This window comes from Gordonia sp. (in: high G+C Gram-positive bacteria), from assembly GCF_047600385.1.
Lineage (GTDB): Bacteria > Actinomycetota > Actinomycetes > Mycobacteriales > Mycobacteriaceae > Gordonia.
Map to the genome: position 1 here is coordinate 790,465 of NZ_JASGKZ010000001.1, position 14,797 is coordinate 805,261.

The 14,797-nt window shown below is 70.9% G+C and carries 5 protein-coding genes; 3 read left to right on the forward strand and 2 right to left on the reverse strand.

Features of this window, described 5'->3' with window-relative positions; translation table 11 throughout:
• Positions 1–87 precede the first annotated feature (87 nt).
• From QM809_RS03650 to QM809_RS03660, 3 genes are all read left to right on the forward strand, one after another.
• A complete protein-coding gene (locus QM809_RS03650) occupies positions 88–3,426 on the forward strand; it encodes an arabinosyltransferase domain-containing protein (RefSeq protein WP_415044463.1) in 3,339 nt (1,112 codons plus the stop codon).
• Positions 3,419–6,793, forward strand: a complete 3,375-nt coding sequence (locus tag QM809_RS03655) for an arabinosyltransferase domain-containing protein (RefSeq protein WP_415044464.1) — start codon at positions 3,419–3,421, stop codon at positions 6,791–6,793. The genes QM809_RS03650 and QM809_RS03655 overlap by 8 nt, the downstream gene beginning before the upstream one ends.
• 92 nt (positions 6,794–6,885) lie before the next feature.
• Entirely contained in the window at positions 6,886–7,581 is a 696-nt protein-coding gene (locus QM809_RS03660; protein ID WP_415044465.1) for a VIT family protein, read from the forward strand.
• A gap of 84 nt (positions 7,582–7,665) precedes the next feature.
• Here QM809_RS03660 and QM809_RS03665 read toward each other — a convergent pair whose 3' ends face one another.
• A complete protein-coding gene (locus QM809_RS03665; protein WP_415044466.1) occupies positions 7,666–9,219 on the reverse strand; it encodes an acyl-CoA carboxylase subunit beta in 1,554 nt (517 codons plus the stop codon).
• The gene (gene pks13 / locus QM809_RS03670; protein ID WP_415044467.1) at positions 9,216–14,711 is read right to left on the reverse strand and encodes a polyketide synthase Pks13; all 5,496 of its coding nucleotides are present in this window, start codon (positions 14,709–14,711) and stop codon (positions 9,216–9,218) included. Before pks13 ends, QM809_RS03665 begins: the two co-directional genes overlap by 4 nt.
• Positions 14,712–14,797 lie beyond the last annotated feature (86 nt).

The following is a 14,797-nucleotide window of genomic DNA, read 5'->3' on the forward strand; positions in this document are numbered from 1 at the left end:
CGACCGCACCCCTGTCGCAGACGTCACGCACCGCCGCGGGTCGGGAGCATTGGGTGTGCTCAGCTTGGTGCATTAACCTCAGAGATCGTGTCAACGACTGCCCCCGAAGCGACCGAGCGTTCCGCGCGATCGGCCCCGCTGTCGGCCCCGCAGGCCCGATTGCTGGCTGCGATCGGCGGACTCGTCGCGATCGTCGCCGCCCTGGCCGTCCCTTTCCTCCCCGTCCAGGTCACCGAAGCCACGATCACGTGGCCGCAGGGCCAGCAGCTGAACGACGACGACCCGTCGGTCGTCGCCCCGCTGATCGCCCAGGTGCCGCAGCGTCTGGACATCACGGTGCCGTGCGCCGCACTGGAACGGGCCGCGAGCAAGAACGGCGTGCTGCTGGCCACCATGCCGCCCGACGCCCCGCGCCTGGCGGGCAGCGCGCTGGTGATCAACACCCGTGACGAGCGCGTCACGGTGCTCTTCCGCTCCAACGTCGCCGCCACCGCGACACACGCCGAACTCGCCTCGGACCGGTGCCGGAACCTGCGCGTGTTCGTCTCCCCGTCCCAGGTCGGCGCCCAGTTCGTCGGCCTCGGCCCCGCGACCGTGCTGCCGTCGGACAAGCGGCCGCAGATCGACGGCGTCTTCACCGCGCTGAGCACCGACCAGGTGGCGGCGCTCGAGACCGCCGGGATGCGTTCGACGATCGTCGTCGACAACCGCTACGAGAGCTCGGCGACGCTCCTCAAGACCGTCGTCATGGTGATCGCGGTGCTCGCCGCCCTGGTCGCGCTGTTCGCCCTGTACTGCCTGGATCTGATCCGCGGCCACCGCGGGCCGCCCGCCCTCCGCCTCGCCGACCGGATCCGCGCGCTGCGCCCGCGGGCCACCGATGCCGCCGTGACGCTGGTGCTGGTGGTCTGGCTGTTCGTCGGTGCCGGCGCCCCGGACGACGGCTACATCATCAACATGGGCCGCACCGCGGACGCGGCCGGCTACCTCTCGAACTACTACCGCTACTTCGGTATCGCCGAGGCCCCGTTCGACTGGTACTACGCCTTCCTCGCGTTCTGGGGCTCGATCAGCTCGTCGCTGGTCTGGCTGCACCTCCCGGCGATGATCGCCGGCCTCCTCTCGTGGTTCCTGCTCAGCCGCGTGGTGCTGCCCCGCCTCGGGCGGGCCGTGAAGCCGACCGGCTGGACGGGCTGGGCCGCCGCCTCGGTGTTCCTCGTGTTCTGGATGCCGTTCTGCTCCGGACTGCGCACCGAGGGCATCATCGTGCTCGGCTCGCTGCTCACCTGGTGGGCCGCCGAGAAGGCCATCGCCACCAAACAGCTGTTCCCGGCCGCGCTGGCCGCCACCACCGCGGCCTTCACCGTCGCGCTGGCACCGCAGGGCGCGATCTCCCTGGCCATCCTGCTGGTCTGCGCCCGCGCACTGCTGCGGGTCCTGGTCGAGCGCCGCCGCGAGGACTCGCTGCTCTCGCTGCTGGCCCCGATCGGCGCCGCGGCGCTGGTGGTGCTGGTGGTCGTGTTCCGCGATCAGACGCTGATGACGGTCCTCGAAGCGCTCAAGATCCGCTACCAGACCGGTCCCATCATCCCGTGGAGCCAGGAGTTCCTGCGCTACTACTTCGTCTCGGTCACCACCCCCGACGGCGCCATCGCCCGCCGGGTCCCGCTGCTGCTGCTGTTCTCCGGGGCGATCGTCACCGCCGCCGTGCTGCTGCGTCGGGGCGGAGTCGACGGCGTCGAACGCGGTCCGGCCTGGCGCCTGGTGGGCGCGTTCGCCGTGACCCTGCTGCTGTTCTTCTTCGTACCGGTCAAGTGGACCGTCCACTTCGGCGTCTTCGCCGGACTCGCCGCGGCGCTGGCCGCCACCGGCACCCTCGCGGTGGCCGAGAGCGCGGCCCGCTCGAGCCGCAACCTGACCGTCTTCGTCGCCGGCCTGCTGTTCGGTCTCGCCGCCGTGGCCTCCGGATTCAACTCCTGGCCGATCGTCTACCGCTACAACATCTCGTGGTTCGACCAGGCCCCGTCCTTCGCCGGACAGCAGGTCTCGTCCGGCCTGCTGGTGCTCGCGGTGATCGCCGTGGCCATGGCGCTCTGGCAGACCCTGCGCCTGGACTACGTCGACAACAGGGGCATGGCGCACCACGGCGCGGGCGAGGCCGACTCGAAGGCCGACCGCCGCCGAATGGCCATGGCGTCGTCGCCCATCACCGTGATCGCGGCGCTGATGGTGCTGGCCACGCTCGGGCTGTACGCCAAGGCCGTGGTGACCCGCGCCCCGGCGATGACCGCGTTCAGCCACAACGTGGACACGCTGAGCAGCTCGTCGTGCGGCATGGCCGACCAGGTCCTCGTCGAATCCGATCCGAACGCCGGTCTGCTGACCCCCGCCGACGGCCGCTCGCAGTCGGCGACGCTGGCGGGCGAGGGCGGTATCGGCTTCACGCCCGACGGCGTGGCCCAGGACCTGAGGCCGCCCACCGTGACCTCCCGCCCGGGCCGGATGCACGTCGGCGGCTCCACCTCGAAGCCGTTCGCCACCAACGGCACCCTGGGCACCGGCACCACCGGCGGCACCGGACCGAAGACCGTCAACGGCTCCACCGTGGCCCTGCCGTTCGGCCTCGACCCGGCCACCACGCCGGTCCTGGGCAGCTACGGCTACCAGGGCAACGCGCACCTGGAGACCGGCTGGTACCGGCTGCCCGCACGCGACGCCTCGCCGATCCTGGTCTTCGCCACCGCCGGAGCGATCGCCTCGGTCGACGTGAACGGCGTCGACATGCCCGGCCAGTCGCTGAAGGTGCAGTTCGGCCGGTCCGGGGCGAACGGCGAGTTCGTGCCCGCGGGACCGCTGGTCACCCCCATCGACCCGGGACCGCAGATCGCCAACCAGCCGTGGCGGAACCTGCGCGTGCCGATGTCGGCGGCCCCCGGCGGGGCCACCGTGGTGCGTCTGGTGCTCGACGACACCAACCTCGGTCCGCAGCAGTTCATCGGGATCACGCCGCCGCGCGCGCCCCGACTGCAGACGCTGCAGGAGGCGGTCGGCTCGGCCGATCCGGCGCTGATCGACTTCCCGATCGCCGCGTTCTTCCCGTGCCAGCGGCCGATGGCCTTCCGGCACGGCGTGATGGAGGTGCCGAAGTGGCGGATCCTGCCCGACTTCGTGACCCTCAACATGCAGTCCAAGACCTGGATGGCGGCCTCCGGCGGCGGTCTGCTGGCCGTCTCGCAGGCCACCACCGAGGCGACGGTGGTCCCGACCTATCTGAAGGACGACTGGCACCAGGACTGGGGCACGCTCAAGAAGCTGGCCCCGCTCGCCCCGGATGCCGCCACCGCCCGCGTCACGACGCGCCAGGTGACCCAGTCGGGCCTGTCCCGAGCCGGATCGATCCGGGTGGAGGCCCCGAAGAATGACTGAGGAAACCACGACCGCAGAGCGCGCCTCGTCGTCGAACGATGCGGCGGCGACGCGCTGGGCCCTCCTGACCGCGAACGACTACCGGGTGACCAAGCTGGTGGCCGTGGTGGCCGGCCTGCTGGGTCTGCTGCTGGCCGTCGCGACGCCGCTGCTGCCGGTGCAGCAGCGGTCCGCGGCGCTGTCCTGGCCGCAGAACGGGACCGTCGACGACGTGACCGCGCCGATGGTGTCGTACGTCCCGACGGCGATGAACGCGACCGTGCCGTGCGCCCTGGCCCGGGAGCTCCCGGCCGCGGGCGGGGTGCTGGTGGCCACGGTCCCCCAGGCCGGTAAACAGGCCGGGGCGCGCGGCATGTTCGTGCGCGCCACCGCCGACAAGCTCAACATGACCGTCCGCGACGTCGTGCTGCTGAGCGTGGACCGCCGGGCCGCCCAGTCGAACCCGGACTGCGTGTTCCGGTTCGACGGCGACGGCGACGGCGTCACCGCCCGGGCCGAGGGCATGTCCGGGGACACCGTCCGGTACGCCACCGACGACGCCGAGATGCGCCCGCAGATCGTCGGCGTGTTCTCCGAGCTGCCGGCGGACGTCTCCCGCGACGGCCTGTCGCTGCACGCCGACGTCGACACCCGCTTCGTCAACAGCCCGACCGCGCTCAAACGCGCCGCGGTGATCCTCGGCATCCTGATGACGCTGCTCTCGCTGGTGGCGCTGGGCGTGCTCGACTCGCGAGACGGCCGCGGCCACAAGCGTTTCCTCCCGCGCGGCTGGTTCACCGTCCGCCCGCCCGACGCGATGGTGCTGTTCGTCCTCGCCGCCTGGTGGCTGATGGGCGGCAACACCTCCGACGACGGCTACAACATCACCGTCGCACGCGTCACCGAGGAAGCCGGTTACGCGATCAACTACTTCCGCTACTTCGGCGTGCCGCAGGACCCGTTCGGCTGGCCGTACCAGGTGCTGTCGTGGATGACGCAGATCAGCGTCGCCGCCCCCTGGCTGCGTCTGCCCGCATTCCTGCTCGGCCTGCTCGGCTGGTGGCTGATCAGCCGCGAGGTGATCCCCCGCCTGGGTCGGTCGGTGCGCACCAGCCCGGCCGCGATCTGGTCCGGCGCGCTGGTGTTCCTGGCGATCTGGCTGCCGTACAACAACGGCATCCGCTTCGAGCCGCTGGAGGCCGTCGGCGCCCTGCTCACCTGGTGTGCGGTGGAACGCGCGATCGCCACGCGACGGCTGCTGCCGTACGCGGTGGCCGCGATCTTCGGCGCCTTCACCCTGGCGGTGGCGCCCGGCGGCCTGATGGCCGTGGCCGTGCTGGTGGCCGGTCTGCGGCCGGTGGTGCGCGGCATCGTCTCGCGCCGCGAACGCGACGGTCTGCTGCCCATGCTGGCGCCGATCGCCGCGGCCGGCACCGCCGTGCTGTTCATGATCTTCTACGCGCAGCCGCTGGCCCCGCTGATCGAGGGCAGCCGCGTCGCCACCGAGGTGGGGCCGACGCAGGAGTGGTGGCAGGAGCCGGTGCGCTACTACTACCTGATCCTGCAGACCGGTGACGGCACGTTCTCGCGCCGCTTCGGCATCCTGGTCATGTTCCTGTGCCTGATCATCGCGATCTTCCGGCTGCTCTCCAAGAACCATCCCAACGGAGTGGCCCGCGCCCCGATCTGGCGCCTGATCGCCGCGATGCTCGGCACCATGTTCTTCATCTCGTTCACGCCGACCAAGTGGACCCACCACTTCGGCCTGTACGCGTGCATCGGCGCCTCGATCGTCGCCGCCACCGCCGCGATGATGGCTCCGGCGCTGTTGCGCTCGCGCAGCAACCGGGCGTTCTTCGCCGCCGCCGTGCTCCTGGTGACCGCCGTCGCCGCCACCGGAACCAACATGTGGTGGTACGTCGGCAGCTACGGCATCTCGTGGTGGGACCGGCCGATCGCCGTCGCGGGCATCAAACTCGGCTGGGTCGTGCTGCTGCTCGCGATGCTCTGCACGATGGTCGGCCTCTGGTACTACTTCCGGAACGACTACGTCGACGAGGAGAAACGCACCGGCTACCGGCGGACCGGGATCAACCGGTTCAAGGTGTCCCCGCTCCCGGTGATCGCCGGACTCGTGGTGTTCTTCATGATCGCCTCGTTCGCCAAGGCGGCGTGGGTGCAGCGCGACAGCTTCTCGTGGACGTCGTCGAACCTGCGGGCGCTGTCCGGCGACGAATGCGGTCTGGCCGACGACGTGCTGGTGGAGACCGACCCGCAGGGCTCTCTCCTCTCGCCCGCCGAGCTGCCGGGCCGGCCGACGCCGTCGCCGAAGACCGCGCTGGCCGGGAAGAACGACGGCTTCACCCCGGGCGGCGTCCCCTCCGAGGTCCGGATCGACCCGCTGGAGCGCAAGACCGGCGACAGCGCGGTCGAGGAGGACGACAGCACCGCGACCTCCGAGGTCACCGATGCCGAGGTGACCGGGACGACGGAGTCTGCCGACGGGGAGAACGGCGACGCCGCGAGCGGTGCGGACGGGGACGAGCCGACCCCGGCGGCCGCGCAGGTGCGCCTGCCGTACGGCCTGAACCCGGCCACCACGCCGGTCCTGGGCAGCTACGGCACCACCGGCACCGCCACGGTGACCACCGACTGGTACCGGCTGCCGTTCGCCGCCGGACAGGCGCCGGAGAAGTCACCGCTGCTCGTGGTGTCCGCGGTCGGCTCCATCCGGGCGGTCAACGGACTCGGCGCCGTCATCGACGGCCGCAAGCTGGTCGCGAAGTACGCCCGGGTCGGCGCCGACGGCAAGGTGATCCCGGTGGGGGCGCCGCAGATCCCGATCGACGCCTTCGAGGAGAAGATCGAATGGCGCACCCTCCGCTTCCCGCTCGCCGCCGCGCCTCCCGGCGCCACGCTGGTGCAGCTCGAAGTGGTCGACGACGGCGCCGCGGCCCCCGAATGGGTCGCCTTCACGCCGCCGCGCGTACCCGAGCTGCGCACGTTGAACGACGTCGTCGGACGCACCGACCCGGTGTTCATCGACTGGCTGCCCGGTCTGGTGTTCCCGTGCCAGCGCCCGATGGCGGTGCGCAACGGCGTGCTCGAGCTGCCGGAGTGGCGGATCATGCCCGATGCCGAGGGCACCGAGCGCAACAGCCAGACGTGGATGGCCGGTAAGCACGGCGGTCCACTCGGCATCAGCGACGCGCTGCTCTCGTACACCCTCGTGCCGACCTATCTGCGCAACAACTGGGGTCGTGACTGGGGCGGGCTGGAGAAGTTCAGTCCGCTGGTCCCCGATGCGAAGCCGGCCGAGCTGGAGCTCGGGCACCGCCGGGTGAGCGGACTGTGGTCGCCGGCGCCGATGCGCGCGGCGGGGTACTGAGCGTCGCTGACCGACCGCCGCGGTCGCGTCGCTGACCGCCCGCGGGCGGGTGGCTGACCATCCGACCGCGGGCGTGTCGCGTCTCCTCTTCCGTGTCGAGCCCTCTCCATGGGGAGCGACACGGAAGAGGAGACGCGACATCGCGCCCACACCTCGGCGCCGACGACGGCATCGTGTCGACCGCGGGCATCGTCGTCGGCGTCGCCGCCGTCTCGGCCGAGCACGGACCGCTCTTCACCGCCGGGATCGCCGCGCTCACCTCCGGCGCGGTGTCCATGGCCCTCGGCGAGTACGTCTCGGTGAGCACCCGGCGCGACACCGAGGCCGCACTCATCGCGAAGGAGCGGCGCGAACTGCGCGACGACCCCGCGGCCGAACTCGTCGAACTCGCCGGACTGTACGAGGACAAGGGGCTCGCCCCGGAGACCGCGGCCCAGGTGGCGAAGGAGCTCACCGCCGCGGATGCGCTCGCAGCCCACGTCGAGGTGGAGTCGAACCTCGATCCCGACGAACTCTCGAGCCCCTGGCAGGCCGCGGCGTCGTCGGCGATCGCCTTCACCCTCGGCGCGCTGCTCCCGCTGATCGCGGTCCTGCTGCCGCCCGAGCAGTGGCGGATCCCCGTGGTGGCGGTCGCGGTCCTGATCGCCCTGGCAGTGACCGGCGCTGCGGGCGCCGTCCTCGGCGGTGCGAGGCCGCTCCGCCCGGCGATCCGCACCGTGCTCGGCGGCGCGATCGCGATGGGGGCGACCTACGGGATCGGCACCCCGGTGGGCCACGCCGTCGGATAGGTCCGCCCGCGAGCGCTCGGGGACGACGATGCGGGCCCTCCCCCGTGGAGGGGAGGGCCCGCATCGTCGTCGAACCGGAGGAGTCTAGATCGGCATCAGGTAGTGCTTGCGCGGCGCGCGGACCAACTGCTTGTCGCGGAGCTGAGCGAGGGCCTTGCGGAGCTGCAGGCGGGTCTGCGCCGGCTCGATCACCGCGTCGATGTAGCCCTTCTCGGCCGCCAGGTACGGATTCGCCATCATCACGTTGTAGAAGTCGATGAAGTCGCGGCGCACCTTGTCGGCGTCGTGCGGGTTCAGGCCCTCGGTCTGCTTGCGCGTCAGCAGCACCGCGGCGGACTCGGCGCCCATCACGGCGATCTTGGCCGTCGGCCAGGCGAAGTTGATGTCGGCGCCGAGCTGCTTGCAGCCCATCACCGCGTACGCGCCGCCGTAGGCCTTGCGCAGCACCACGGTGATCTTCGGGACGTCGGCCTCCACGTACGCGTACAGGAACTTGCCCGACCGGCGGATGGTGCCCTTGGCCTCCTCGGCGACGCCCGGGAGGATGCCCGGGGTGTCGACCAGGAAGATCAGCGGGATGTTGTAGGCGTTGCAGATCCGGACGAAGCGGGTCGCCTTCTCCGACGCGTCGGTGTCGATGGTGCCGGCCATCACCGACGGCTGATTCGCGACGACGCCGACGCTGTGCCCGTCTACCCGCACGAAACCGGTCAGGATGTTCGGCGCGAACAGCTCGCCGATCTCGTGGAACGCGCCGTCGTCGAACAGCCGCACGATCAGATCGCGCATGTCGTAGCCGGCGTTGTCGCTGTCCGGCATGAAGCCGTTGAGCGACAGATCGGACTCGGTGACCTCCGGTTCCAGGCCCGGATTGATCACCGGCGGCTTCTCGTGGCAGCTCGACGGCATGTACTGCAGGTACTCGCGCACCCACTCGAACGCGGCCTTCTCATCGGGCGCCACGTGGTGGATGTTGCCCCACCGGGCCTGGTTGTGGGCGCTGCCCAGATCCTCGGCGGAGGTGTCCTCGCCGTTGACGGCCTTGAGGATGTCCGGGCCGGTGACGAACATGTAGCTCTTGTCCTCGACGCCCACCAGGATGTCGGTGTTCGCCGGGGTGTACACCGCACCGCCCGCGCACTTGCCGAGGATCACCGACACCTGCGGCGCCAGCCCCGACAGCAGATCGTTGCGACGGCCCATCTCGGCGTACCAGGCCAGCGAGGTGACCGCGTCCTGGATGCGGGCGCCGGCCGAGTCGTTGATGCCGACCATCGGGCAGCCCAGCTTGCCCGCCCACTCCATCAGCGTCGACACCTTGCGACCGAACATCTCGCCGACGCTGCCGCCCATCACCGTCTGGTCGTGGCTGAACGCCGCCACCGGACGGCCGTGCACCAGGCCGTGGCCGGTCACGACACCGTCGCCGTAGCCGGTCTCGTTCGCCCCCGGCGCCTTCACCAGCGCGCCGACCTCCACGAAGGTGCCCGGATCGAACAGCATCTCCAGGCGCTCGCGCGGCGAGCAGATGCCCTTCTTCGCGCGCTTGGCGAGCGCCCTCTCCCCGCCCGGTTCCTTGGCGAGTTCCAGCTTGGCCCGCAGGTCGGCCAACTTGCCCGCGGTGGTGTGCTCGGTCATGCGCCGGCCCCCTTCTGGTTCAGATCAGCGATGCGCTCGGTCAGGTCCGCGGCCACCTTGGCCACGTACGGCTCGTCGACGATGGCCAGGTGGTCGCCGCCGATGTGGATGATCTCCAGATCGTCGACCACCTCGCCCCAGCGACCGTCCTCGGGGATGTCGGCCCACTGCGGCTCCAGTTCGATGGCGCCGTCGTGCATCTTGTCGGCGCGGTAGAGGACCACCTTGCCGTCGTACCGGGTCGGCTGGATGTTGCTCAACGCCCGGTTGTCCAGGAACGACGTCCGCTGGTGCTCGATGATGCCGCCGGGGATCTTGGTCCCGGACATCTGGATCATCTCCATGATGATCGCGAACTGCTCGTCGTCGTCGGCCTCGACCAGCCGGTCCATCGGGATCGGGGTGTCGGCGTCGAGGTCGTAAGTCTTCACCGCGAAGTCCCGCCACCGCTCGAGCCGCGCCCGCTTGGACTCCGGGGTCTCGGTCATCTCCTCCCGCGGACGCACGACGTCGATGAGCCCCACGAAGGCGATGTCCTCGCCCTCCTCCCGCAGGACCTGGGCCGCGCCGTAGGCGAGCGCGCCGCCGAGCGACCAGCCGACCAGCACGTACGGTCCGTGCGGCTGGATCTCCCGCAGCTTGGGCAGGTACTGGCGCACCCGCTCCTCGATGCTGCCCTCGACGCGGTCGAAACCGATCACCGGCTGATCCTCGGGAAGACGCTTCAGCAACGCCTCGTAGGCCGAGGTGTTGCCTCCCGCCGGATGGAACACCAGCATCGGCAGCGGATCGCCCGCGGCGGTGTCGAAACGGTGCTGGCGCTCGCCGCCCCGCGGTGCTCCATCGGTCCCGCTCGCTTCGCTCCCGGCGACCGTCGGAACCCGCAGGTAGCGGACGAAGCCCTCGATGTCGGCGGCCGCATCCATGTGCTTGCGCACGTGGTCGGCCAGCTCCTCGATGGTCTCGGCGGCGATCACGTCCTCGATGTCGATGTCTCCGCCGGTGCGGTCGTTGAGGCGGTCGGTCAGCTTCTTCGCGGTCGCCTCGTCCAGGACGGGGAGCTTGTTGAAGACGCCGCCGGCCGACTTGCCGGTGACCACGGCGTAGGCGCCGAAGGTGAGACGCTCGGGCGCATCGCGCGGGGGCACGTCGGCGCCCGCCGCGGCGGCGACCTCGGCCTGATCGGTCAGATCGGCCTTCTCCTCCGGGGCGGCGGCCGGGGCGTCGTCCTCAGTGGGGGCTTCGACACGGCTCGTCGCTTCGCTCCTCCCCGGCTCAGCCGACGGGGTGACGAGCTCAGCCGACGAAGGGGCGGTCTCAGCCGGCGGGGTGGCGGGCTCAGCCGACGAAGGGACGCTCTCAGCCGACGAGTCGGTGGAGTCGACCGACGCGGCGGGGGCGTCGACACCGTCTTCGTCCAACGGCTCGACCGGCTCGACCGACGGGAGGGGTTCGCCCGCGGCCTTGCGCGCGTTGGCCTCGTCGATCAGGGCCGAGAGCGCGGCCGTGTCGAGCTCCTGGCCGTCGGCGGCGCTCTGCGCCAGCAGACCCACCTGGTCGCGGTTGTCCACCGCGAAGGTGACGAACTTGGTGACGTCCATGAGATTCGCCTGGCGCATGGCCTGGAGCTGGAGCTGGGGGATGTCGAACTCGTACTCGACGCGGTTCTTGATGCGCACCGCCATCAGCGAGTCCAGACCCAGCTCGATCAGCGGGATCTCCCGCGGGAGGTCGTCGGGGTCGTACCCCATCGACTCGCCGACGATCACGGCGAGCCGCTGCTCGACGGTCTCCCCCGAGCCCGGCTCCCACTTCTGGCCGATGTCGTCGACCACCTCGTCCTCGACCGTCACCGGACCGGCGGCGAAGGACGCCTCGGCGCCCGGTTCGGCGTCGGTCTCGGCGTCGCCCGCGCCGCGAGGATCGCTCGACGCCTCCGGCGAGACGGGCGCGCGGCCCGGCGTCGTACCGGTCACCGCGGCCTCGTAGACCAGCCGGTTGCCGTGCTCGGCGTCGGCGAACACCGTCACCGAACCGCCGCCCGGGTGCCGGGTGAACAGGGTGCTCACGGTGCCCTCGCCGGGGAACTCCCCGGCCGCCTCCACGGCGACCACCGCGGGATCGTCGAGCACCTGCTTCGCCGCCGCCAGCACCAGTTCCCGCGGATCGGAGACCGCGCTCACGGCCACCTCCCACGCGTGCCGTCCGTCCGGCAGCGCGACGTGCGCCCCCGGCACCGCCGAGGCGCCCGGCGAGCTGCTGACCGCCGCGGTGAGCCAGTACGGCTTCCGCTCGAAGCGGGTGCGCGGGATGTTCGCGTACGGCAGATGCTGGCCGGTGCCGAACAGCGCGCCGACGTTCACCGGGTGTCCGTGGACCCACAGCTTCATCAGCGCGTTGACCAGGCCGTAGCTCTCGTCCTCCTTGCGGCGGAGGGTCTCGATCAGCTCCGCGTTGTGCACCCCGGCGCCGAACGCGGTGGCGGCCACCGAGAGCAGGACCGCCGGGTTCGGAGCGAGTTCGACGAACGTCCGGTGACCGTTCTCCACGGTCTTGGCGATCGCCTGCGCGAACCACACGCTGTGCCGCAGACCCTTGGTGAAGTACTCGATGGTGTGCACCGGATCGGAGCCCGGCCGGTAGAACGCCTCGCGGTCGACCGAACTGTAGAAGCCGATCGTCGGGCTCTGCGCCGCGATACCGGTGAGCTCGTAGGCCAGCTCGCCCAGGAGCGGATCCATCTGCGAGGTGTGGCTGGCGCCCTTGGTCTGCAGCTTCCGCCCCAGCTTGCCCTCGGCCTCCGCCCGGGCGACGACGGCGTCCACCTGCGGCTCCGGGCCGCCGATCACGGTGTGGGTCGGCGCCGCGTAGACGCAGATCTCCAGGTCCGGGTAATCGCTCAGGACGGCGTTGATGTCGTCGGCGGAGTACTCCACGATCGCCATCAGGCGGATGTCGTCGCCGTAGAGCATCGACTCGCCCTCGCCCATCAGGCGCGACCGCTGGCAGATCACGCGGGTCGCGTCGGCCAGCGAGAGACCGCCGCTGATGTACGCGGCCGAGGCCTCGCCCATCGAATGCGGGACCAGCACGCCCGGCTCGGCGCCGTAGTGCCGCATGGTGTCGGCCAGCGCCACCTGGATGGTGTAGATGCCGACCTGCGAGGTCTCGATGCCGTACGTCTGCGAGTCGTCGAGGAACATCTCGGCGATCGAGTAGCCCAGCTCGTTCTGCACGTACTCGTCGACCCGGTCGACGTGCCCCGCGAACACCGGGTTCTCGGTGTACAGCTGCTTGGCCATCTTGCGGTGCTGCGAACCGAAACCGCTCAGCAGCCACACGGCCGAGGCGGCGTCGGGCGAGTCCGCGGTGTAGACGAAGGGCAGCGCCTTGCCGTCGGCGACGGCCCGCACGCCCTTGAGCGCCTCCTCGTGGGTGCGGGCCATGACGACCGAGCGGGTGCGCCCGTGATTGCGTCGTGCCAGGGCGCGCCCGATGTCGGCCAGCGGCGTCGCCCGGCCCTCGTCCGAGTCCAGCCACTCCGCCAGATCCGCGGCGGCCTTGCGGCGTCGCGACGGCAGGAAGCCGGAGACCACCAGCGGCACCGCGACGCCCTCGACGGCCGCCGGGGCGAAGCCCTCGGCGGGATCGGTCTCGGCCGCCGGAGCGGCGGTCTCCGCCTGCTTCGTCTGGACGGCGAGCAGAGCGCGCTCGGCGTCGGTCAGGTACTCGTCGTCCTCGTCGTCCCGGTCGACCGGCGAGGCCGACTCTCCTCGCTGATCGAGTTCTCCTCGCTGATCGAGCGGAGTCGAGATCTCCTCCAGATCCGAGGGCAGCACCTCGCGCACGACGACGTGCGCGTTGGTGCCGCCGAAACCGAAGCCGGACAGGCCGGCGATCGCGTGACCGGAGTAGCGCGGCCAGTCGGTGTTCTCCGTGGTGACCTTGAGGTTGGTCGCCTCGAACTGGATGTACGGGTTGGGCCCGACGTAGTTCAGCGAGGCCGGGATCTCGTCGTGCTGCAGCGACAGGACCACCTTGGCCAGGGCGCCCGCCCCGGCCGCGGACTCCATGTGCCCGTAGTTGGTCTTGGCCGAGCCGAGCAGCGCCGGACGGTCCGGGGTGCGTCCGCGGCCGACGACGCGGCCGAGCGCGTCGGCCTCGATCGGATCGCCGAGCACCGTGCCGGTGCCGTGGGCCTCGATGTAGTCGACGGTGCGCGGATCGATCGCCGCATTGGCGTACGCATTGCGCAGGACGTCGACCTGCGCCTCCGGGTTCGGCGCGAAGATGCCGTTGGAGCGGCCGTCGGAGTTCACCGCGCTGCCCGCGACCACCGCGAGGATCTGGTCCCCGTCGGCGCGCGCGTCGGCGAGCCGCTTGAGCACGAAGACGCCGCCGCCCTCGGCCCGGATCATACCGTCGGCGTCCGACGAGAAGGCCTTGATCCGGCCGTCCTTCGCCTGTGCGCCGATGCTGTCGAAGCCGAGGGTCACCGCGGGCGTGATGATCATGTTCACACCGCCGGCCACGGCCACGTCCGTCTCACCGCTGCGCAGGCTGCGCACGGCCTGATGCACGGCCACCAACGACGACGAGCACGCCGTGTCGATCGAGAGCGACGGCCCGCGGAAGTCGAAGAAGTACGAGACGCGGTTGGCGATGATCGACGACGCGGTGCCGGTCAGGGCGTAGGCGGCCGTCTCCTGCGCGCCTTCGCCCAGCCCCAGGGTGGCCAGCATTCGGTAGTCGTTGGTCGACGTGCCCAGGAAGACGCCGACCGGCTCGCCCTTGAGGTCGCTGGCCGGCAGGTGCGCGTTCTCCAGCGCCTCCCAGGTGAGCTCCATCGCCAGGCGCTGCTGCGGGTCGACCATCTCGACCTCGCGCGGGCTCATCTGGAAGAAGTCGGCATCGAAGCCCTGGACGTCGTCCAGGTAGCCGCCGTGCACGTTGGCCTTCTCGATGACCTCGGCCAGGCGCGGATCGGCCTTGAACTCGGTCCAGCGGTCCTCGGGCAGGTCGGTGATGCCGTCGACGCCGCCGATCAGCGCCTCCCAGGTGGACTCCGGGGTGTGACCGGCCTTCGGGAAGCGCGTGGCCAGGCCGACGATCGCGATGTCGTCGTCGGCGCTGCGCTCGCGCTCCCAGTAGCGGTCCGCGTCGACGTCGATGCCCTCGTCGGGGTCGCCCTCGATGATGCGCTTGGCGAGCATCGCGATGGTCGGGTGGTTGTACGCGGCCGTCGCGGTGAGGATCACCCCGGTGCGGTCCTCGACGTCGGCGGCCAGGGCCACCGCATCGCGCGAGGCCAGACCGAACTCCTCCATCGGGCGGTCCACCGAGATCTGCTCGAGGGGCAGACCGGTGGTGGCGGCGACCCATTCGCGGAGCCACTCGCGCAGTTCTTCGACGGTCATGCCGCCTGCGGTCTCGCCCGCGGTGTTCGTCGCCTCGTCGGTCGCATTGGTACCGGTGTTTTCAGTGTCAGACATCGTCTACAGCCTAAGAGATCTCATCGATCGGTCGGTACGCCTTCGAGCCCGGTACGTCGTGGAGACGTACCGGGCCGTCGGCGAAG

Bases quoted from the DNA above. Each gene is read 5' to 3' on its own strand.
- QM809_RS03655 (WP_415044464.1), top strand. From the start codon at position 3,419: ATGACTGAGGAAACCACGACCGCAGAGCGCGCCTCGTCGTCGAACGAT.
- QM809_RS03665 (WP_415044466.1), bottom strand. From the start codon at position 9,219: ATGACCGAGCACACCACCGCGGGCAAGTTGGCCGACCTGCGGGCCAAG.
- pks13 (WP_415044467.1), bottom strand. From the start codon at position 14,711: ATGTCTGACACTGAAAACACCGGTACCAATGCGACCGACGAGGCGACG.